The 21525-nt window shown below is 70.6% G+C and carries 14 protein-coding genes; 9 read left to right on the top strand and 5 right to left on the bottom strand.

Annotated elements, in window-relative coordinates:
* Nucleotides 1-20: 20 nt before the first annotated feature.
* The 3 genes from dxs to ACZ60J_RS28105 all read left to right on the top strand — a co-directional run bounded on the left by dxs (nt 21) and on the right by ACZ60J_RS28105 (nt 4091).
* Entirely contained in the window at nt 21-1937 is a 1917-nt protein-coding gene (gene dxs, locus ACZ60J_RS28095; protein WP_469686021.1) for a 1-deoxy-D-xylulose-5-phosphate synthase, read from the top strand.
* A 101-nt stretch (nt 1938-2038) separates the two neighbouring features.
* Complete coding sequence (locus ACZ60J_RS28100) at nt 2039-3553, top strand: amino acid permease (RefSeq protein ID WP_469686023.1); 1515 nt, start codon at nt 2039-2041, stop codon at nt 3551-3553.
* A 22-nt stretch (nt 3554-3575) separates the two neighbouring features.
* Nucleotides 3576-4091, top strand: coding sequence for a GNAT family N-acetyltransferase (locus ACZ60J_RS28105; RefSeq protein ID WP_469686024.1), 516 nt, complete (start codon nt 3576-3578; stop codon nt 4089-4091).
* A gap of 64 nt (nt 4092-4155) precedes the next feature.
* Here the strand turns inward: ACZ60J_RS28105 and ACZ60J_RS28110 are convergent, their stop codons facing one another.
* Nucleotides 4156-5223 carry an LCP family protein gene (locus ACZ60J_RS28110; RefSeq protein ID WP_469686026.1) on the bottom strand — a complete coding sequence of 356 codons (1068 nt, stop codon included), beginning with the start codon at nt 5221-5223 and terminating at the stop codon, nt 4156-4158.
* 175 nt (nt 5224-5398) lie between these two features.
* Here ACZ60J_RS28110 and ACZ60J_RS28115 point away from each other — a divergent pair, with 175 nt between their 5' ends.
* The 6 genes from ACZ60J_RS28115 (at nt 5399) to ACZ60J_RS28140 (ending at nt 15603) form a co-directional block, all read left to right on the top strand.
* Nucleotides 5399-7000: a PLL family lectin gene (locus ACZ60J_RS28115; protein ID WP_469686028.1), complete on the top strand. Its 1602-nt coding sequence runs from the start codon at nt 5399-5401 to the stop codon at nt 6998-7000.
* A 218-nt stretch (nt 7001-7218) separates the two neighbouring features.
* On the top strand, nt 7219-8400 hold the full coding sequence (locus ACZ60J_RS28120; protein WP_469686030.1) for a CDP-alcohol phosphatidyltransferase family protein: 1182 nt from the start codon (nt 7219-7221) through the stop codon (nt 8398-8400).
* Nucleotides 8397-12836, top strand: a complete 4440-nt coding sequence (locus tag ACZ60J_RS28125; RefSeq protein WP_469686032.1) for a bifunctional glycosyltransferase/CDP-glycerol:glycerophosphate glycerophosphotransferase — start codon at nt 8397-8399, stop codon at nt 12834-12836. Before ACZ60J_RS28120 ends, ACZ60J_RS28125 begins: the two co-directional genes overlap by 4 nt.
* A 19-nt stretch (nt 12837-12855) precedes the next feature.
* Entirely contained in the window at nt 12856-13626 is a 771-nt protein-coding gene (locus tag ACZ60J_RS28130; RefSeq protein WP_469686034.1) for a rhamnogalacturonan acetylesterase, read from the top strand.
* The gene (locus tag ACZ60J_RS28135) at nt 13623-14339 is read left to right on the top strand and encodes a hypothetical protein (protein ID WP_469686036.1); all 717 of its coding nucleotides are present in this window, start codon (nt 13623-13625) and stop codon (nt 14337-14339) included. The genes ACZ60J_RS28130 and ACZ60J_RS28135 overlap by 4 nt, the downstream gene beginning before the upstream one ends.
* Nucleotides 14332-15603 (top strand): phosphodiester glycosidase family protein, encoded by a 1272-nt coding sequence (locus tag ACZ60J_RS28140; RefSeq protein ID WP_469686038.1) that lies wholly within the window; start codon nt 14332-14334, stop codon nt 15601-15603. The genes ACZ60J_RS28135 and ACZ60J_RS28140 overlap by 8 nt, the downstream gene beginning before the upstream one ends.
* Before the next feature lie 102 nt (nt 15604-15705).
* Here the strand turns inward: ACZ60J_RS28140 and ACZ60J_RS28145 are convergent, their stop codons facing one another.
* The 4 genes from ACZ60J_RS28145 to ACZ60J_RS28160 form a co-directional block, all read right to left on the bottom strand.
* The gene (locus ACZ60J_RS28145) at nt 15706-17847 is read right to left on the bottom strand and encodes a 3-hydroxyacyl-CoA dehydrogenase NAD-binding domain-containing protein (RefSeq protein ID WP_469686040.1); all 2142 of its coding nucleotides are present in this window, start codon (nt 17845-17847) and stop codon (nt 15706-15708) included.
* The gene (locus tag ACZ60J_RS28150; protein WP_469686042.1) at nt 17844-19070 is read right to left on the bottom strand and encodes a thiolase family protein; all 1227 of its coding nucleotides are present in this window, start codon (nt 19068-19070) and stop codon (nt 17844-17846) included. The genes ACZ60J_RS28145 and ACZ60J_RS28150 overlap by 4 nt, the downstream gene beginning before the upstream one ends.
* Before the next feature lie 187 nt (nt 19071-19257).
* Nucleotides 19258-20037 (bottom strand): ferritin-like domain-containing protein, encoded by a 780-nt coding sequence (locus ACZ60J_RS28155; protein ID WP_469686043.1) that lies wholly within the window; start codon nt 20035-20037, stop codon nt 19258-19260.
* 123 nt (nt 20038-20160) lie between these two features.
* On the bottom strand, nt 20161-21474 hold the full coding sequence (locus ACZ60J_RS28160; protein WP_469686044.1) for an HRDC domain-containing protein: 1314 nt from the start codon (nt 21472-21474) through the stop codon (nt 20161-20163).
* Between the last annotated feature and the right edge of the window lie 51 nt (nt 21475-21525).

The raw sequence follows: 21525 nt of genomic DNA on the forward strand, positions 1-21525 counted from the left end.
GCGACTGCAAGGAGGCACGGGTGCTGCTGACCCGCATCAAGGGACCGCGCGATCTGGACCGGCTCAGCCAGGAGGAGCTGGAGCAGCTCGCCGCAGAGATCAGGACCTTCCTCGTCGACGCCGTCTCCAAGACCGGCGGGCACCTCGGCCCCAACCTCGGTGTCGTCGAGCTGACGATCGCTCTGCACAGGGTCTTCGACTCGCCCAAGGACAAGGTCCTCTTCGACACCGGCCACCAGGCCTACGTGCACAAGCTGCTCACCGGCCGCCAGAACTTCGAGGGCCTGCGCACGAAGGGCGGCCTGTCGGGCTACCCCTCGCGCGCCGAGTCCGAGCACGACGTGATCGAGAACTCGCACGCGTCCACCGTGCTGGGCTGGGCCGACGGTTTCGCGAAGGCCAACGAGGTGCTCGGCAAGGAGGACCACCACGTCGCGGCGGTCATCGGCGACGGAGCCCTCACCGGCGGCATGGCCTGGGAGGCGCTGAACAACATCGCCGCCGCCAAGGACCGCCCCCTGGTGATCGTCGTCAACGACAACGAGCGCTCGTACGGCCCCACCATCGGCGGCCTCGCGAACCACCTGGCCACCCTGCGCACCACGGACGGCTACGAGCGCTTCCTGGCCCGCGGCAAGGACCTCCTGGAGCGCACCCCGGTCGTCGGGAAGCCCCTCTACGAGACCCTGCACGGCGCCAAGAAGGGCCTCAAGGACTTCATCGCCCCGCAGGGCATGTTCGAGGACCTGGGCCTGAAGTACATCGGCCCCATCGACGGCCACGACATCGAGGCCCTGGAATCGGCCCTCCAGCGCGCCAAGCGCTTCAGCGGCCCGGTCATCGTGCACTGCCTCACCCAGAAGGGCCGCGGCTACGAGCCGGCCGTCCAGGACGAGGCGGACCGCTTCCACGCGGTCGGCGTGATCCACCCGGACACCGGCCTGCCCGTCTCCACCGACGCCGCCAGCTGGACCTCCGTCTTCGCCGACGAGATGGTCAGGCTCGGCAAGGAGCGCAAGGACATCGTCGCCATCACCGCGGCCATGCTCCAGCCCGTCGGCCTGAAGAAGTTCGCCGACGCCTACCCGGACCGGATCTTCGACGTCGGCATCGCCGAGCAGCACGGCGCCACCTCGGCGGCGGGCCTGGCCTCCGGCGGCGCCCACCCGGTCTTCGCGGTGTACGCGACCTTCCTCAACCGCGCCTTCGACCAGGTCCTGATGGACGTCGCCCTGCACAAGTGCGGGGTCACCTTCGTCCTGGACCGGGCCGGTGTCACCGGAACCGACGGCGCCTCCCACAACGGCATGTGGGACATGTCCATCCTCCAGGTGGTCCCGGGGCTGCGCCTGGCCGCCCCGCGCGACGCCGAGCAGCTGCGCGCCCAGCTGAACGAGGCCGTCCTGGTCAAGGACGCGCCGACGGTCGTGCGCTTCTCCAAGGGCGTCGTCGGCCCGGCGGTCCCGGCCGTCGGCAGGATCGGCGGCATGGACGTGCTGCGCCGTCCGGCCGACGAGGTCACCCGGCCGGACGTCCTGCTCGTCTCGGTCGGCGCACTCGCCCCGATGTGCCTGGAGATCGCCGACCTGCTCGACAAGCAGGGCATCTCCACGACGGTGGTCGACCCCCGCTGGGTCAAGCCGGTGGACGAGGCCCTGGCCCCGCTCGCCGACCGCCACCGCGTGGTGGTCACCGTCGAGGACAACAGCCGCGCCGGCGGTGTGGGCTCCGCCGTCGCGCAGGCACTGCGGGACGCGGGCGTCGACGTACCCCTGCGTGACTTCGGGATCCCGCAGCGGTTCCTGGACCACGCCACGCGCAAGGAGGTCATGGCCGAGATCGGTCTGACCGCCCCGGACATCGCGCGGCAGGTCACCGGCCTGGTGGCCAAGCTGGACGGGCGCTACGACAGCGAGCCGGCCGCCGCCGTCGACTGATCATCTGCGGTTGCACGTCACGGGCCGGGAGGGTCACCCTTGGAGGGTGGGCCTTCCGGCCCGTTCCGTTTCGATGCGGTCTCTCCTGCGGAGGTGCGTCGGTGAGTAGCAACCTGAACGGTCCCTTCCGTACGAAATCGGTCGAGCAGTCGATCCTCGATACGGAAGAGCCGGAACACGCGCTCAAGAAGTCGCTCTCCTCCTGGGACCTGACCGTCTTCGGCGTGGGCGTGATCATCGGCACCGGCATCTTCGTCCTCACCGGCAAGGTCGCCAAGGAGACCGCCGGACCCTCCACGGCCCTCGCGTTCGTCGCCGCCGGCATCGTGTGCGCGCTGGCCGCCCTGTGCTACGCGGAGTTCGCCTCGACCGTCCCGGTGGCCGGATCCGCGTACACCTTCTCGTACGCGTCCATCGGCGAGCTGCCCGCCTGGATCATCGGCTGGGACCTCGTGCTGGAGTTCGCGCTCGGCACCGCGGTCGTCGCCGTCGGCTGGTCGGGGTACGTCCGCTCGCTCATGGACAACGCGGGGCTCCATCTGCCCGCCTCGCTCCAGGGACCCGACGTTCCGGGCGGCACCTTCGACCTGCTCGCCTTCGTCCTGGTCCTGGTCCTCACCGTGATCCTGGTCATCGGGGTGAAGCTGTCCGCGCGGATCACCGCGGTGGTCGTCGCGATCAAGGTCACGGTGGTGCTCATCGTGATCATCGCGGGCCTGTTCTTCATCACGAAGTCCAACTACACGCCGTTCATCCCGCCGGCCGAACCCCAGAAGGGCGGCTCCGGGCTGGACGCCCCGCTCGTCCAGCTCCTCTTCGGCTACGACCCGACGAACTTCGGCGTCATGGGCATCTTCACCGCCGCCTCCGTGGTCTTCTTCGCCTTCATCGGCTTCGACGTGGTGGCCACCGCCGCCGAGGAGACCAAGCTCCCGCAGCGGGACATGCCGCGCGGCATCCTCGGCTCGCTGATCATCTGCACCGTGCTCTACGTGGCGGTGTCGATCGTGGTCACCGGCATGCAGAACTACAAGGACCTCTCCGTCAGCGCCCCGCTGGCCGACGCCTTCAAATCCGCCGGCCATCCGGTCTTCGGGGGCATCATCAGCTTCGGCGCCGCCGTGGGCCTGACCACCGTGTGCATGATCCTGCTCCTCGGCCAGACCCGGGTGTTCTTCGCGATGAGCCGCGACGGCCTGCTGCCGCGCTTCTTCTCGCGGACCCACCCGAAGTTCCGTACGCCCTACCGGCCGACGATCCTGCTCGGCGTCGTCATCGCCGTCGTCGCCGGGTTCACCAGCATCAACGAGCTGGCGACCCTGGTGAACATCGGCACCCTCTTCGCCTTCGTCGTCGTCGCGCTCGGCGTGATGGTCCTGCGCCGCACCCGTCCCGACCTGCACCGGTCCTTCCGCACCCCGTGGGTGCCGCTCGTGCCCGTCCTGTCGATCGCCGCGTCGGTCTGGCTGATGCTGAACCTGCCGGCCGAGACCTGGCTGCGCTTCGGGATCTGGATGGTCATCGGCTTCGTCGTGTACTTCCTCTACGGCAAGCAGCACAGCCGGCTGGGCCGCGGCGAGGGCATGACGGCCAACCCGGCCCGGGAAGGGCGCTGAGTCCCCCGTCTACGGTGAGGGCATGGAGATCACCGTAGGACTGGAACCCTGGGCGGAAGACGACTTCTGGCTGCTGGTACGCAAGAACGAGCCGGCCATGACGGAACACCTGGGCGGCCCCGAGACCGAGGCCAAGCTCAGGGACCGCCACCGGCGCTACCTGGCGCTCAGCGCCCGGGAGCCGGGGGCCGGGCGGATGTTCCGGGTCGTGGCCGACGGGGAGTCCGTGGGCAGCATCGGTTTCTGGGAGCGGGTCTGGCAGGACGAGGAGGTCTATGAAACCGGCTGGGGCATCCTCCCCGAGTTCCAGGGCCGGGGGCTCGCGGCCCGCGCGGCCCGGGCGCTCGTCGCCCACGCGGGCGTCCACGGCACCCGCCGCCACCTGCACGCCTTCCCCTCCGTCGAGCACACGGCGTCCAACGCGGTGTGCCGCGCGGCCGGGTTCGTACTCCTCGGCGAGGTGCGGTTCGAGTACCCGCCGGGGCAGTGGCACGCGAGCAGTGACTGGCGTGCGGTGCTGCGGGGTGACGGGGCGTGACGCCGACGTGCCCCGGCTCCCATCGGGGGCCGGGGCACGTCCTGCGAGCCGGGAGCGGGGGTGGTCAGCCGCCGGTGGCGGGGGACTTCTTCGCCGAGGCCGGGATCGGCTGGTCCTTGCGCAGGGCCTCCCACAGCTGGCCGCACTGCGGCTCCACGGCGACCACGCGGTTCTTGTCGATCTTGTCGTAGGCGACCGGGAGCATGATCGTCTCCATGGTCTCCGGGTCCACGCCCTTCATGCTCTGGGCGAAGTCCGACAGGCCCTTGAGGGAGTCGAGTTCGGCGTCCGTGGTCAGCGCCTTGGTACCGGCGTCGGCGAGCTTGTACAGCCGGGCCGGGTTGCTGAGCGCGTCCTGCTTCTTGATCTCGGACAGCATCGCGATCATGAACTTCTGCTGGAGGTCGATGCGCCCGAGGTCGCTGCCGTCGCCGTAACCGTGGCGGGTGCGAACGAACTTGAGCGAGTCGGTGCCGTTGAGGCGGTGCGTGCCGGCGTCGAGGTTCAGACCGCCCTTGATGGGCTTGTCGATGGTGACGTCCACGCCGCCGAGCGCGTCCACCAGCTCCTTGAAGCCGGCGAACTCCACCTTCACGAGGTGGTCGACGCGGATGCCGGACATCTGCTCGACGGTCTTGACGACACAGGCCGGGCCGCCGGTGCCGATGATGCTGTTGATCATGACGCGGTTCGCGCCGGCGATCGACTTGCCGTTCTTGTCCTTGCACTCCGGCCGGGTCACGAGGGTGTCGCGGGGGATGCTGATCGCGGTGGCCTTCTTGCGGCCCTCGGGTATGTGCACCAGCATGTTGGTGTCCGAGCGCTGGCCGCTGACATCGCCGTGGTCGAGCTCGCCGTTGGCGCCGTCGCGCGAGTCCGAGCCGAGCACCAGGATGTTCTGCCCGCTGTCCGGGACCTTCGCCGGCCGGTTGTCGACACCGATCGCCTGATCCAGGTCGACACTGTCGATGTTCCCGTTGAGGTGGTTGTATGCCCACCAGCCGGTGCCGGCGGCGCCGAGCAGCAGCAGAACCAGTACGAGCAGGACGATCCTCAGGACGCGCCGTCTGCGCGGACGCACCCCGCGCCCCGTGGTTCGCCGACGACTGCGTACGGTGGTGTCTTGGGTCATACTGCTCGAATCCTCGGGGCCCTGGGTCGGAGGGCAGCGGGCAAGGGTGGCCGGATGCCGCTGCACTATAAGCAGATTTCCGAGTCGAATGGGAGTGCGCTTATCGTCCTCCTGGTCGGCCGTGATGCGGAAAACACAGGAGTCCCCACAGCGCGGGGGAGGGGGAGCGGAAGCCATGGCCCGAAATGCCGGACGTCGTGCGCGACGCGGTGACGCCTCGCGCGAGCAGCTCCAGCAGGGTTCCCCCTCGCAGGCCGGCCGGGCCTCCACGGTGGCCATCGTGGTCGCCGGTCCCGCCGACGCCGTGCCGCTGATCAACTCGGAACCGTCCGGTTCGGTGATCGAACTGGTCTGGCTCGACGGAGCCGCCCCGGCCGAGCAGCGCGCGATGGAAGCGGCCGTGGCCCAGGCGAAGCGGCGCGGGTGCAGGTTCCCCGGGGAACCGTTCCTCCTGTACGCGGCGGACGGCAACCTCACGGGCCAGATCCTCGACGCCCTCCACGAGATCGAACCCGTACGCGTACGCACCCTCGACCCGGACCCCGCGCACAGCGACTTCGACCGCGAGCGCAAGCTCCCGATCGTCAGCGAGCCGGCCGCGCGCGGACAGGTGGCGCGCAGCACGCTCAGGGCCGCACGCCGCTACCAGCTCGCCGTCGGCACCCCCGTGTTCGTGGACTGCCGCCGCGCCGGTGCGGACCCGGCGCTGCCGGCCGCTGCCTGCTCCCGCTACCCCAGGCCGACCGATTGGTTGCTCAGGGGCAAGGACGGGCGGCTGTCCGCCTACCTGCCGACGGCTGCCGGCGTGGTCCGCTGGACCGAGGGAGCCACCGAGGCCCAGGGCTGGAGCGGACCGGAACTGCTCCAGGGCCCGGAACTGATGCCGGCGCTGACCGTGCTGCGGGGCCCCGAGGGCTACGCGTACCTGATCGGCCTGAGCCGGACCAAGCGCAAGGACAGCGGCTCCGACGTCGAGGTGGTGTACGCCGCCCAGTACCAGACGGGCCGTCCCCTCGGCCCCTGGACCGCGGTCGGCAATCCCAACGCGGCGAGCTGGCAGATGGCCCGGGAAGCCGGTTTCCCCGTGGCCACCTTCGACGCGGACGGCGTCCTGCACGTGTTCGTGCGCAACTTCGGGCACAGCATCAGCGTGCGCCGGCAGAACCCGAAGGGCCGCATGACCGCCTGGGAGGCGCTGGGCGGGCTGCGGGTGGCCGACGAACTGGTGGCCTTCCCGGCCGCGCAGGGCGGGGTGCACGTCGTGGCGCGGGCGCGCGACACCGCGTCCGCGGGGCACTTCTTCCAGCAGGACGCGAAGGCGGCCTGGGTGGAGAACCGGCGGATCCCCGTGAGCCCGTACCCGGGCAGCCTCTCGGTGGCCGCGGACGGCGGAGTCGTGCGGTTCCGCTACGCGGGGAGCAACGAGGTCTGCGTCTGGTGGCCGGGCGCGCAGGTGCCGATAGGGCTCGGCGGGCCCGAGGGGATCGGACCGGTCGCGGGGGTGGCGGGAGCCGACATCCAGGGCTGGGGCTGCACGGTGCTCGTGCGCGAGGGCGCCGGGGGAGTGGCGGCGATCGGCGCCTACCCGGACGGGCGGCCGGACACCGGGGTGTGGTGGGAGGAATCCGGGGAGCCCTCGGTGGTTCCGCCGGCCGCGGCGTTCGACAGCCGGGGCCGTGTGGTGATCGCCACAGTGGGAACGGACGGCAGGCTCCGTGTGGCGCGCCAGCAACTGGGATCTCAGGGCCTGGAGTTCACTCCGTGGACTGTCCACTAAGGATCGTTTGAGTCCTGGATATGCAGGTTTAAGCACAGCGATGGCCGACTTGCGTGCTGGATGGTGCCACGCGTGACTTGTTATGGTCATTGAGCGCCCATTTACCTGGACCATAGGTGAACGTTCGGCGTCACGGGGGCGGTGCTCGCCTTCGTGTCTCGTGGGGTGGGCGCAGGCGCTCTGTTGACCAGGTTCGCGCCGTTGACGACTGAGGGGTTATGTCCAAGCTGTCACTGAAGGCTGTCCAGAAGCTCACGTGCAAGAAACGGGACGCCTGGTGGACGGTCCTTCTGGTCGATCCGATCGCGACCCGCCTCGTCTGCGTGTTCGCGCGCTGGAACTTCGTGACGCCCAACCGTGTGACGTGGGCCGCGCTCTACGTCGGCCTCGGCTCGGCCTGGTTCTTCCTCCAGGGTGACTGGCTCTCCCTCTGCATCGGCGCGGGGCTGTACCACATCAGCTTCATCCTCGACTGCATCGACGGAAAGCTCGCCCGCCTCAAGGGCAACGGCACCATCTTCGGCGGCTGGCTCGACTACGTCTTCGACCGCATCCGCGTGCTCTTCTGCGCGCTCGCCCTGATGGGCGGGCAGTTCCTGCAGCACGACGAAGAGGTCTACCTCCTCGCCGCCCTCGTCGTGATCTTCCTCGACATGCTCCGCTACGTCGACGCCCTCCAGATCTACAAGATGCGCATGTCCATGCGTAACAAGATCGAGGCCGTCACCCTCGCCCGCCAGGCCGAGGAGGGCATCGAGGAGGAGGAGCGCAAGGTCGTCTTCATCGAGGACCTCCTGCGGGAGAACCCCCTCGGTCAGGCCGACGAGCTCAAGCGGGAGTCCGCGCAGGTCGAGCAGGCCGAGGTCATCGACCTCCACCAGCAGTTCCGCGAGAGCTTCCCCTGGTACGCACGGTTCCGCCACGCCCTGGTGCAGAGCCGCATCCGGCCGCACCTCATCAGCGGCATCGAGTTCCAGATGTTCATCTTCATCGTCGGACCCGTCATCGGCCACATCCTGTGGACCACGGCGGTCTCCGCCGTGCTGATGGGCGGCTTCGAGCTCGTGATCATGTTCAAGTTCTGGCTCTCCACCCGCGACTTCACGCGCACCATGGAACGCCTCGACCCCGGCAACATCCCCTCCCGGGCCGGCTCCATCGCCCCGCACCTGCACGCAGGACGCCACCGGCGCCGCGGCGAGGACGGCCTGAGCCCGAGCGAGGCCGCCGAGATGTTCCCCGCACCCGAGCCCTACGAGGACCCCGGATTCGAGCCGTTTCCGCGGGCCTACACGGACCAGTTCACGGGCAGCGTGACCGACACGATGCAGCTGGCCCAGATCCCCTCGCAGAACTCGCAGCGACCTGACTACGCCGAACGAGAGCGCCACCCCCGATGACTTTCCCGGTCGACATCTCTCCGTACGGCGTCACGATCGTCATTCCGGCCTACAATGCGAGCGCCACCCTCGCCCGCGCCATCCAGTCGGCCGTGGCCCAGACGCACCGGGGCATCGAGGTGCTCGTCGTCGACGACTGCTCCACCGACGGCACCAAGGGCGTCGCCCGGCAGTTCGCCCGCCAGGACGCCCGGGTCCGCATCATCGAGCGGCCCCACAACAGCGGCGGCTGCGGCGCCCCCCGCAACAACGGCATCGAAGCGGCCGCCGGCCAGTTCGTGATGTTCCTCGACGCGGACGACGAGCTGCCGCTCAAGGCCGTCGAGACCCTGCTCTCCTCCGCCGTCGTCACGGGGTCGGAGGTCACCGCCGGCCGCGTCGTGCGCATCAACCAGGCCACCGACGAGGTCACCGTCTGGCAGCCGCAGCTGTACCCCGCCGACCAGACGGTCGGGGGCCTGTCGGCCATGCCGGAGCTCTTCGAGGACCCGATCGCCGCCGGCAAGCTGTACCGGCGGGACTACCTCAACAACTTCGGCATCCGCTTCCCCGAGGGCGTCTTCTTCGAGGACACGTACTTCTCCACGGTCGCGAACTTCCACGCGCGCTCGTTCACCATCCTCGCCACCCCCGTCTACCGGTGGATGTGGGAGCGGGAGTCCGACCAGCCCTCGATCACCAACCGCCGCCACGAACTGCGCAGCATCGGCGACCGCATCCGGGTGCACCAGTACACGGACAGCTTCCTGCACAGCGTCGGCCGGCCCGACCTGCTGGCCCGCAAGGCCGCCAAGTTCCTCTCGCACGACCTGCGCCTGTACACCCCCGAGCTCCGCAGCGGCGACCGCAACTACCGCAACGGGTTCCTCGCGGCCGTGGCCCCGTACCTGCGCACCCTGGAGCCCACCACCTACGAGCTGTGCGGGCCCATGGAGCGGGTACGCGCCTTCGGCCTGATGCACGGCCGCGTCGACATCGCCGTGTCGGCCTCCGACTACATGCGCCGCCGCAGCGTCATCAGCTCCGACGTCGTGGAGCGCGACGGCCGGGTGTTCTGGTCCGGGTCGCTGCTCCGCCACCCCGACGCCGAGCGCTTCCTCGAGGTCACCGAGCTCGATCTGACCGGCCAGAAGCTCGCCGAAGCCCGGCTCTACAACCAGGCGACCTCCGTCGAGCTGGTCGACGGCGAACTGCACATAGCGGGCGCGATACGCAACCAGTTCGGCCGGGTCCGCCCCGACGACAAAGTCGAGCTCATCGCGGTGCTGCGCCGCCGCAGCTCCAAGACCGACTACCACTTCCCCGTCTCCAGCGTGGAGATCGACGCGGAGTGGATCCGCTACCACGCCACCGTCGACCTCACCTCCACCCTGGACAAGGCCGACCGCGCGGGGCACTGGAACTTCTTCGTCCAGCTCCGGCACGACGGCGAACGGGCCTCCACCGCCCTCAACGTCAGCGGACTCGACGCCACCAGCCTGCGCTACGCCTCCGCCAAGGGCGTCCACGAGGTCTACGAGACCATCAGCGGGAACCTCGGCCTGCGCCCCCAGACCGAGGAACTGCAGGCCAAGGCCTCCGACCGGGGAACCCCCTGGCTGTGGTGGCAGGACGCCCAGCCGACCGGCCCCGTCCAGCCCCCCGAGCAGTACGCCGCCGCGCTCGTGGTCCTGTGCCACAACGACGAGTACCACCTGCGCGAGTTCCTCTCCTCCCTCGTGGCCCAGGGCAGCTTCGGCGGCACCCAGGTGGTGTTCGTCGACGACGGCTCCAACGACACCACCGCCCAGCAGCTGGCGGCCTTCGCCGCCTACTACCCGAACGCGATGGTCGTCACCCAGCACAGCCTCGGCGCGCGCACGGCCTTCGAGAACGGCCTGCAGTACGTCGCCGCCCCCTACGTGATGTTCGCGCGGGCCCGGGACATCCTCGGCGAGGACTCCGTGGGCCGGCTGCTCACGGCGGCCCGCAAGGCCAAGGGCGCCGACGCCGCCGTCGGCGTGGCGGACAACTTCCCGGGCCCGTGGCTCGGCAAGGACGAGCCGTGGGAGCGCTACTTCACCGCCAAGGGCACCATCCGCAAGCTCGCCGACGCCCCGTACCTCGTCTTCTCGACCCGGCTCGGCGGCAAGCTCTTCAAGACCTCCTTCGTGCGCGAGCACGGCTTCCGGTGCGGCCCGGGCCACGGCCTCGAGGACGACTGGTTCACCGTCCCCGCCCTCCTGTTCACGAAGACGGTGGCCGTCGCACCCGGTGCCCGCTTCTTCGAGCGCGAGGAACAGAAGCAGAACTCGCTCTTCGACCGCCCCTGGAACGACCCCGCCAAGGCGGTGGACCGGGTCCGGCTGGCCGAGTACGTCCTGACGTCGGTCCAGGGCGCACCGCCCCGGGTCGTCCGCCTGGCCCACCGCTTCGTCGTCCGCTCGCTCCAGCCCTACGTGCGCAACATGCACCGCATCATGAGCAAGACGGAGCTCGCCGGGGTCCTTCCCCTGCTCGCGTCGGTCTACGGCAAGATCCCCGACGAGATCATCCTGCAGTACGCCACGCACCCGCAGTCCAAGGTCCAGCACCACGCGATCGTGACGGGCAACCTCGAACTCTTCGCCGACCCGCTGGGCGCGCCCGAGTTCCTGCCCCGGCTCTTCCTCGACGACGAGGGCATCTACCGGCGCCTCGCGAGCGACCCGGTGGAGACGAAGCTGCTGCGCGTCCCGCGGTCCAACGCCGTCATGGAGACCTTCGTCTGGAAGGACGACGAGATCCAGCTCGAGGGCCTCCTCGTGATCTCCGGCGTCGACATCGACACCCAGTACACCAACCGCATCCAGCTGGTGTTCTCCGACGGACACCGCGAGGTGGCGCTCCCCGTCGAGCAGGTCTACCGCCGCGACCGCTGGCGCACCCGCAAGAACCAGGACTGGTTCTCCGGCTGGCGCGCCACGGCGCGCCCGTCCGCGCTCAACCCCCTGGCCAACGCCGAGCTGACCATGGTGATCCGGGTCCTCGACGAGGACCGCCACCACGACATCAAGCTCGCGGCCCGCATGAACATGCACCGCTTCAAGGGCGTGCACACCTCGGGCAAGCAGCGCTTCGTCCTGTCCATCGACGAGGAGGAGCAGGTCACCGCACGCTGGGTGAAGGGCTTCTCGGCCCGGCGCAAGGACAAGATGCACCGCTTCCGCGAGGAGCTGCGCAACTCCCTCCCGGGCCGTCCCGGCTGGCGCACCCGCTTCATGTACTGGCTGACGTACCCCTACCTGCACGGCCGGGGCATCTGGATCATCGGTGAACGCGAGGACACCGCCCAGGACAACAGCTACCACCTCTTCAAGTGGATCCGGCTGAACCAGCCCAAGCGCAAGATCTACTACTCGATCAACCGGGACGCGCACGACTGGGACAAGGTCGCCCAGTACGGGCAGGTCATCGACAGGCTCTCGTGGAAGCACCGCGCGTACCTGCTGCACGCCGAGCGCCTGATCAACTCCTACGACCTGGAGGCCTACCTCGGCTTCCCGGGCCTCAACAAGCGTTCCTTCCTGCGCGGCTACGGCGACCTGCTGCGCTACAAGCGCGTGTTCCTCGGGCACGGCGTGGGCTACAACGACGTCGTCGCCTCGATCCACGGCCAGACCACCAACGTGGACATGGTCCTCAGCACGGGCCGCAGCGAGCGGTCCTACACCGCCGAGCACTGCGGCTACGGCTACGGGCGCGTCGCCGCCACGGGCATGCCCCGGTTCGACGCACTGGAGCCGGTGCCGGGCCTCCGGCGGGTCCTGGTCATGCCCACGTGGCGCCGCGACATCGTGGCGCCCTCGTACAACAAGGCCGCCAAGCCCGAGATCCCGTTCGCGGCGTCCGAGTACTACCGCTTCTTCTCGTCCCTGCTGCGCAACGAGCGGCTGCTGGCCGCGCTCCAGTACCACGGGGTCGAGCTGGAGTTCATGCCGCACTACGAGATCCGGCCCTATCTCCAGCACTTCAAGATCGAGCACCCGTCGATCATCGTGTCCTCGACCGGCCGCGACGTACAGCTGGCCATGCGCGAGTGCTCGATGATGGTCACCGACTACTCCTCGGTGTTCTTCGACGTGGCGTACATGGGCAAGCCGGTCGTCTACACGAACTTCGACGACGAGTCCTTCTACAGCAAGCACTACAAGCGCGGGTACTTCGACATCGACCGGGACGGCTTCGGTCCGGCCTGCCGGACCGTCGACCACGCCGTCGAGGAGATCATCGGCGTCCTGGAGCGGAACTTCCAGCTGGAACCCCGCTACAAGCAGCGCGTGGACGACTTCTTCATCCTGCGCGACACCTCGAACTGCGAACGCGCCTTCAAGGTCATCGACTCGATGGACTCCAACATCGTGGGCGACGAGCGGGCCCGGCTGCACTTCGGGGAACGCGGGAACGGGGAGTTCTGAGAGACGTGAAGGTCGCACGATGACGTCGATATACCTGGCGGGCGGATCCGCCGTGTCCAGCCGCCGGCGCAGCACGGCACCGATGGCCGGGTGGGGGCAGACGCTCCCCCTGTTCCTGCAGGGCGTCGAGGTGGTCAACTGCGCCCGCGACGGCGCGAGCACCACGAGCTTCCGGGACCACGGACACCTCGGTTGGATCCTGGAGAACATCCGGCCGGAAGACCTCCTGGTCGTCTCCTTCGGCCTCAGCGACACGGACGAGCGGCCCGGCCCGCACGCCGAGCCGTTCGGTACGTTCCAGGCCAACCTGCGGCGCTACGTCAACGAGGCGCGGGACCGCGGCGCCCACCCGGTGCTCGTCACCAGCCACGAACGCCGGGTCTTCGACCGCTTCGGCAACATGCGCCGGCCGCTGGTGATGCACCCGGCCGCGATGCGCGAGGTGGCGGTCGAGCTCACCGTGCCGCTGGTCGACCTGAACGAGTGGAGCGCCGGCTGGTGGCGCCAGCTCGGCCCGGAGGGCACGAAGAGCCTCTTCGTCCACCTCGCGCCGGGAGAGCACCCCAACTACCCGCGCGGGGTGGCCGACGACTCGCACCTGCGCAGCCACGGGGCGCTGGAGTGCTCCCGGTTCGTCGCGCGCCGGCTGCTGGAGCAGGGCATGCTGCCCGCGCAGGCCTTCCGGAACCTGGAGACGGGTTTCGACGCGGACCGGGTGGTGGAGTTCCTCGACGACGACGCCGTCTTCGACCAGATGACCAAGACACGTGTCGCGGGAGGCATGAAGTGAGCGGGAACTGGTTCCCCCTGGTCCGGGCCTGGGCCACGCAAGGGCCGTACACCGGGGTGCTCGACGTGCTCGCCACGGCGGACCCGGCGTACCCCCTGGTGCCGGGCACGCAGTTCCAGATCGCCATGACGGTGACCCCGTCGGGCGGAGCGTTCCGCACGTACGGCTACGTCCTCGGCGAGAGCCTCGAGGACGGCGTGGTCGTCGAGGACCTCCAGGGCGGGCTGCGCAAGCTGCCCAACGGCCGCTACGCGCTCTTCGCCTCGGGCGACGAACCGGCCACCGCGACCTTCACGGTCCGCGTCCTGGACGACTCGGACGGCTCGGTCGTGGTGCCGCGCGCGGTCGTCGGCGTCATGCCCTTCCAGGGGGACAAGCTCTCCGCCTCCTCGGGCATCGAGGACAAGGGCTACTACGTCCGCCGCCACAGCATCCCGGCACGCCGCCTGGACCTGCGCCCCGGCGAAGTGGTGTCGCTGCCGCCGGGCGCCGAGGGACTGCGGGTGACCGGAGTGACCCTCGCCCGGTACGGCATGCTCGGTGCCTCCCCCGACGGCACGGTCACCTACCAGGCCCCCCACTCCTTCCACGGGTACGACCGCTTCGTGTGCACCTACGAGGACCAGGGCGGGCACGTGGCCGAGGGCCACGTGGTCGTCCGCGTGGGCGACCTCGGTGCGTCCCCCGGCGCGCTCGGCGCCCTCCGTGGCTAGGCGCACGCGGCTCGCCGCCGCCGCACTGGCCGTGTCCGTGGCCGTCGCCCTCGCGGGATGCACGGCGGACCCGCGGCCCCCGGACGACCCGGCCCCCTCGGAATCCCAGCCCGAGGACCTCAAGCTGCCCGAAGGGGTCACGTACAAGGAGTCCGTGCGCAAGCTCGACGGCCAGGAGAGCTCGCACGTGCGGGTCCTGACCATCCGTCCCGACGCCAAGGTCAGGGTGGCGGGCATGCACGGCCCCGCCGTGGCGCACGCCGAGACGGTGCGCAAGATGGCCGAGTCCTTCGGGGCGCTGGCCGCCGTCAACGCCTCCTTCTTCGACATCAGCACCGGCAAGAGCTACGCCGGCTACGACGGAGACCCCCTCGGCCTGTACACCGAGGGCGGCAAGGTCCTCAGCGAGGCGATCAAGGGCCGGCCCACCCTGCTCCTGGGCTACAACCGCGGCAAGCTCAGCGCCCGGGTCGACGAGGTCTCCACCGACGGGGTGGTGGTCCCGGACGACGGCGTGCCCCAGGAACTGGACGGGATCAACCGGGTCCCCGGCCGCGTCCTGGGCTGCGGGGGCGTCGGCGGCGACGTCCTGGCCGTCACGGAGGAGCCGATGCAGGAACCGTACGGCGGGCTCTGCACGGACCCCGACGAGCTCGTGGTCTTCACCCCGGAGTGGGGAGAGCGCACGCCTCCCGGCCCGCCGGGCAGCATGGAGGTCCTGCTCGACGCCGACGGCCTGGTGACGAGCGTCCGCAAACCCGCCGGAGGGGCCGTTCCCAAGAACGGCAGCACCCTCTACGGGATCGGGACCGGCACCGACTGGCTGCGCACGAACGCCCAGCCCGGAGCCGCGCTCACCACCTCCTTCGTCATGAACGACGCGACCGGAGCGGTGGTCCCCGGCCCCGTCGAGACGGCGGTGGGCGGCCGGTACCGGCTGCTGCGCGACGGAGTCCCCGACATCGGCGAGCCGACGTCGCCCACGAAGACGGCCCCGCGGACCGCCGCCGGCGTCACCAAGAACGGAAGCCTCCTCCTGGTGACCATCGACGGCCGGGCACCGGGGGTGGACGCGGGCGCCACGGTCATGCAGACGGCCAAGCTCATGGCCTCGCTCGGGGCCCGGGACGCCATGATGCTGGACGGCGGCGGCTCGACCACGATGATCGTGCGCGACGAGCTGCGCAACACCCCGCGCGGGGCCGAGGGCGCGGAGCCCTCGGAGCGGCCCGTGGCCAACGGCATCGGCATCTTCGAGAAGTAGGCGGGCAGCCGGTCCGAGCAGCGAGCGGGCGGACGCGAAAGAGCGGGCCGTACGGGATCTCCTCCCGTACGGCCCGCTCTTCGTGCTACCGGCGGCCGCTCGTTACGCGGGAACGCTCGCGACGCCCGGCGCCAGGAACTTCTTGCCGTTCACCCGCTCGGAGACGCCTTCGCGGTCCAGGTACGGGGTGACCCCGCCCAGGTGGAAGGGCCAGCCCGCGCCCGTGATGAGGCAGAGGTCGATGTCCTGGGCCTCGGCCACGACACCCTCCTCCAGCATCAGGCCGATCTCCTGCGCCACCGCGTCCAGGACGCGGTCGCGGACCTGCTCCTCGGTCAGGACGGTGTCGCCCTGGACCAGGAGCGCGGCGACCTCGGGGTCGAGCTCCGGCTTGAAGCCGTTCTCCGCGTTGTAGACGTAGAAGCCGCGCTTGCCGGCCTTGACCACGGCGGCCAGGTTCGGGGACACGGTGAAGCGCTCCGGGAAGGCGCGGTTCAGGGTCTCGGAGACGTGCAGACCGATCGCCGGGCCGACGAGCTCCAGGAGCACCAGCGGGGACATCGGCAGGCCGAGCGGCTCGATGGCCTTCTCGGCGGTGACCACCGGGGTGCCCTCGTCGATGACGTTCTGGATCTCGCCCATGAAGCGGGTCAGGATGCGGTTCACGACGAACGCCGGGGCGTCCTTGGTGAGGACCGCGGTCTTCTTCAGCTTCCGCGCCACACCGAAGGCCGTGGCCAGCGAGGCGTCGTCGGTCTGCTCGCCGCGGACGATCTCCAGCAGCGGGAGGATCGCGACCGGGTTGAAGAAGTGGAAGCCGACCACGCGCTCCGGGTGCTGGAGCTTGGAGGCCATCTCCGAGACCGACAGCGAGGAGGTGTTGGTGGCGAGGATCGCGTGCGCCGGGGCGACCGCCTCGACCTCCGCGAACACCTTCTGCTTGACGGACATCTCCTCGAACACGGCCTCGATGATGAAGTCCGCGTCCGCGAAGCCCTCGGCCTTGTCCAGCACGCCCGTCACCAGGGCGGTCAGGCGGTTGGCCTTGTCCTGGTTGATGCGGCCCTTGCCGAGCAGCTTCTGGATCTCGGCGTGGACGTAGCCCACGCCCTTGTCCACGCGCTCCTGGTCGATGTCGGTGAGGACCACCGGCACCTCCAGGCGGCGCAGGAACAGCAGCGCCAGCTGCGAGGCCATCAGGCCCGCGCCGACGACGCCGACCTTGGTGACCGGGCGGGCCAGGTTCTTGTCCGGGGCGCCGGCCGGGCGCTTGGCGCGCTTCTGGACCAGGTTGAAGGCGTAGATGCCGGAGCGCAGTTCGCCGCCCATGATGAGGTCCGCGAGCGCGGCGTCCTCGGCGTCGAAGCCCTTCTGCAGGTCGCCGTCCTTGGCAGCCTCGATGATCTCCAGCGCGCGGTAGGCGGCCGGGGCCGCGCCGTGCACCTTGGAGTCGGCGATGAAGCGGCCCTTGGCCACGGCCGCGTCCCAGGCCTCGCCGCGGTCGATCTCCTCGCGGACGACCTCGGTGGTGCCGTTCAGCACGTTCGCGGTCCACAGGAGCGACTGCTCCAGGAAGTCCGCGCCGTCGAACAGCGCGTCCGCGATGCCCAGCTCGAAGACCTGCTTGCCCTTGAGCTGACGGTTCTGGTTCAGCGAGTTCTCGATGATGACCGAGACCGCGCGGTCCGCGCCGATCAGGTTCGGCAGCAGGGCGCAGCCGCCCCAGCCGGGAACCAGGCCGAGGAAGACCTCGGGCAGCGAGAAGGCCGGGATGGCCTTGGAGACGGTGCGGTAGGTGCAGTGCAGACCGACCTCGACACCGCCGCCCATCGCCGCGCCGTTGTAGTAGGCGAAGGTCGGGACCGCCAGCGCCGCGAGGCGCTTGAAGACGTCGTGGCCGCCCTTGCCGATGGCGAGCGCCTCGTCGTGCTGCTTCAGCAGCTCGACGCCCTTGAGGTCGGCGCCGACCGCGAAGATGAACGGCTTGCCGGTCAGGCCGGCGCCGACGATGGAGCCCGCGAGGGCCTCCTGCTCGACCTGGTCGATCGCCGCGTTCAGGTTGGCGAGGGACTGCGGGCCGAAGGTGGTCGGCTTGGTGTGGTCCAGGCCGTTGTCCAGCGTGATCAGCGCGAAGCGCCCGGCGCCGAACGGCAGGTCGAGGTGGCGTACGAGCGCGCGCGTGACGACCTCGTCCGGGAACAGCTCGGCCGCACCCTTCAGGAGCTCAGTGGTGGTGGTGCTCACTTGCTGTCTCCCTCGGCGGTGAAGTGCGGGTTCTCCCAGACGACCGTGGCGCCCATGCCGAAGCCGACGCACATGGTGGTCAGGCCGTAGCGGACCTGCGGCTGCTCCTCGAACTGGCGGGCCAGCTGGGTCATCAGGCGGACGCCGGAGGAGGCGAGCGGGTGACCGAAGGCGATGGCCCCGCCGTACTGGTTGACGCGGGCGTCGTCGTCGGCGATGCCGTAGTGCTCCAGGAACGCGAGGACCTGGACCGCGAACGCCTCGTTGACCTCGAAGAGGCCGATGTCGTCGATCGTCAGACCGGCCTGCGCGAGGGCCTTGTCGGTGGCCGGGATCGGGCCGTAGCCCATGACCTCCGGCTCGACGCCCACGAAGGAGTACGAGACCAGGCGCATCTTGACCGGGAGGTTGTTCTCGCGGGCGAAGTCCTCGGACGCGATGATCGCGGCGGTGGCACCGTCGTTGAGACCGGCGGCGTTGCCCGCGGTGACCTTTCCGTGGGTACGGAAGGGGGTCTTGAGGTTCGCCAGGTTCTCCAGGGTGGTCCCCGGACGCATCGGCTCGTCGGCGGTGACCAGGCCCCAGCCCGTCTCACCGGCCGCCTCGTTGTTGTTGCGCACCGAGATCGGCACCAGGTCGGGCTGGATCTTGCCGTCGGCGTACGCCTTGGCGGCCTTCTCCTGCGAGCGCACGGCGTACTCGTCGACGCGGAGCTTGGTGATCGTCGGGTACCGGTCGTGCAGGTTCTCGGCGGTCATGCCCATGAACAGGGCGGACTCGTCGACCAGCTTCTCCGAGACGAAGCGCGGGTTCGGGTCCACGCCCTCGCCCATGGGGTGGCGGCCCATGTGCTCGACACCGCCGGCGAGGGCGACGTCGTACGCACCGAAGGCCACACCGCCCGCGACGGCGGTCACGGCGGTCATCGCGCCGGCGCACATGCGGTCGATGGAGTAGCCCGGGACGGACTGCGGGAGGCCCGCGAGAATGCCGGCCGTGCGGCCCAGCGTCAGGCCCTGGTCGCCGATCTGCGTGGTCGCGGCGATGGCGACCTCGTCGATCTTGGCGGGGTCCAGGTCCGGGTTGCGGCGCAGCAGCTCCCGGATGGCCTTGACGACGAGGTCGTCGGCGCGGGTCTCGTTGTAGATGCCCTTCGGGCCCGCCTTGCCGAACGGGGTGCGGACGCCGTCGACGAAGACGACGTCCCTGACGGTACGAGGCACGTTGGCTCTCCTCCAGGTGCGGGTGTGCACTGCTGCGCGGGGGCGGGCTCATTGCTGAGCGCCCGCTCACCTCTCCATGCTACTTGCCGGTAACTGGCATGGACAGCCCCCTCGGAAGGAGCGGCGAAGGTCACACTCCGCCGCCCCGGCCCGCACGCGCCGGGGCGGCGCCGCCGGACCGGCCCGCCTACGCCCGCAGGCGCCCCCTCGGAGCGCGTACGAGGCCTGCGGGGCCCGTGGGACCGGGGGAGCCGGCGGCCGCGATGGCGGCGGCCATGGGGGCCGAGCTGCGGACGGTGTCCGCCACGAAGGTGCGGCGGCGCAGGCCCAGGGTGCGCAGGGCCGGGCCGTGGTCGACGGCGACCACGGCGGCCGCGGCGGCGAGGGCGGCCCGCCAGGCCGCGACCGCCGCCCGGCGGGCGGGGGCGGGCAGGGGTGCGAGCGACGCGCGCAGGCGCAGGCAGTGGAAGGGGACGTGGCGCTCCTCGTCGGCGAGGATCAGCCGGGCGACCTCGGAGGCCAACGGGTCGGCGGCGCCGTCCCGCACGGCCCGGTAGTAGCGCAGGGCCACCACCTCCGCCACCATCAGCACCAGGAGTTCCACCCGCAGTCCGAGCAGTCTGCGCAGCCGGACGAACACGGTGTCGCTCCAGTGTCCGGCCAGGGTTCCCTCGCCCGCGGCCTCCAGCAGCAGGGCCAGCATCCGGGCGTGGTTCTGCTCCTCCGCCACGAAGAGGCGTACGGCCCGCGCGTACACCGGGTCACCCGCGCGGTCGGCCTTGCCGATCAGCGCGGAGCCGTCCCCGTCCTCCCCGACCTGGAACCGCTGCAGGCTCCGGACCAGCTCCGCGGGGAGCGCGGCGGCCCGGCCCCAGTCCGGATCACCGCGCTCGGCCCGGCGCTCCCGTTCGGCTTCGAAGTCGGCCAGCCACGTGTCGTATCCCCACCCATGTTTGATCACGTTCAAAAACTAGTGGGCTTTGAGCGTGTTCAAAAGGAGCGGGGCCGGGCTGTAGCGGAACCGGGACATGGCGGAGCCCCCCGGCCGAAGGGCAGGGGGGCTCCGCCATGTCCCGCGGGCGCGGGTGCGTCAGTCTTCCGGCGCGGGCGCCGGCGCCGCCACGGGCGCGGTCGCGGCCAGGGCCGTGACCAGGGCGTCCGTCACCTGCTCGATCTGCCACGGGCGGGCACCGTAGCCCGCCAGCGCCTCGGCCACCGCGCCGGCCTCCCGCCGCGACGGCGGCTCCCAGCACAGCCGGCGGACCGTGTCGGGAGCGATGAGGTTCTCCTGGGGGAGGTTCAGCCCCTCCGCCAGTGCCGACACGGCCGTACGGGCCGCAGCCAGCCGCGCCGCGGCCTCCGGGTCCTTGTCCGCCCAGGAGCGCGGCGGCGGCGGACCCGCCGGAGTGGCCCCGGGCAGCGGGAGCTCGGCCTCGGGCAGGGCCTTCGCCCGGTCCACGGCGGCCATCCACTGGTCCAGCTGGCGCCGGCCCATGCGCTGCCCGTAGCCGGGCAGGGCGGAGAGGGCCTGCACGTTCAGGGGCATGGAGAGTGCGGCCTCGACGATCGCGGCGTCACCCAGGACCTTGCCCGGCGACACGTCGCGCCGCTGCGCGATCCGGTCCCGGGACTCCCACAGCTCCCGGACCACGGCCAGCTGCCGGCGCCGGCGCACCTTGTGCATGCCGGACGTACGGCGCCACGGGTCCTTGCGCGGCGGCGCCGGGGGTGCGGCGCAGATGGCGTCGAACTCCTGGCGGGCCCATTCCAGCTTGCCCTGCCGGTCGAGCTCCTTCTCCAGCGCGTCCCTCAGGTCCACGAGCAGCTCCACGTCGAGCGCGGCGTAGCGCAGCCACGGCTCGGGGAGCGGACGGGTCGACCAGTCGACGGCGGAGTGGCCCTTCTCCAGCACGTACCCGAGGACCCCCTCGACCATCGCGCCGAGTCCGACCCGGGGGAAGCCGGCCAGCCGGCCGGCCAGCTCGGTGTCGAAGAGGGAGGTGGGAGCCATGCCTATTTCGCGCAGGCAGGGCAGGTCCTGGGTGGCGGCGTGCAGGATCCACTCGGTGCCGGACAGGGCCTCGCCGAGGGAGGAGAGGTCGGGGCAGCCCACCGGGTCGATCAGTGCGGAGCCCGCACCCTCGCGGCGCAGCTGTACGAGGTAGGCGCGCTGGCCGTAGCGGTAGCCGGAGGCGCGCTCCGCGTCCACGGCGACGGGTCCGGTGCCCGCGGCGAAGGCCGCGACCACCTCGGCGAGCGCGGCCGCGTCGGCGACCACCGGAGGGATGCCCTCGCGGGGTTCCAGCAAGGGGATCGGCAGCCCGTCGGACGAAACCTCTTCGTCCGGGGGGCCGCCCCCGGTGGTGGTGCGCAGGCCTGCTGCGGTTTCTTGGGCGTCTGTCACCGGTCAAGGGTATCCGTGGATGCAACGCGCCCGTCGCCGGAACGTTCCGGC

The sequence above is a fragment of the Streptomyces sp. NPDC104226 genome (genome assembly GCF_055584085.1).

Bases quoted from the DNA above. Each gene is read 5' to 3' on its own strand.
- ACZ60J_RS28105 (WP_469686024.1), top strand. From the start codon at position 3,576: ATGGAGATCACCGTAGGACTGGAACCCTGGGCGGAAGACGACTTCTGG.
- ACZ60J_RS28130 (WP_469686034.1), top strand. From the start codon at position 12,856: ATGACGTCGATATACCTGGCGGGCGGATCCGCCGTGTCCAGCCGCCGG.
- ACZ60J_RS28125 (WP_469686032.1), top strand. From the start codon at position 8,397: ATGACTTTCCCGGTCGACATCTCTCCGTACGGCGTCACGATCGTCATT.
- ACZ60J_RS28115 (WP_469686028.1), top strand. From the start codon at position 5,399: ATGGCCCGAAATGCCGGACGTCGTGCGCGACGCGGTGACGCCTCGCGC.
- ACZ60J_RS28120 (WP_469686030.1), top strand. From the start codon at position 7,219: ATGTCCAAGCTGTCACTGAAGGCTGTCCAGAAGCTCACGTGCAAGAAA.
- ACZ60J_RS28110 (WP_469686026.1), bottom strand. From the start codon at position 5,223: ATGACCCAAGACACCACCGTACGCAGTCGTCGGCGAACCACGGGGCGC.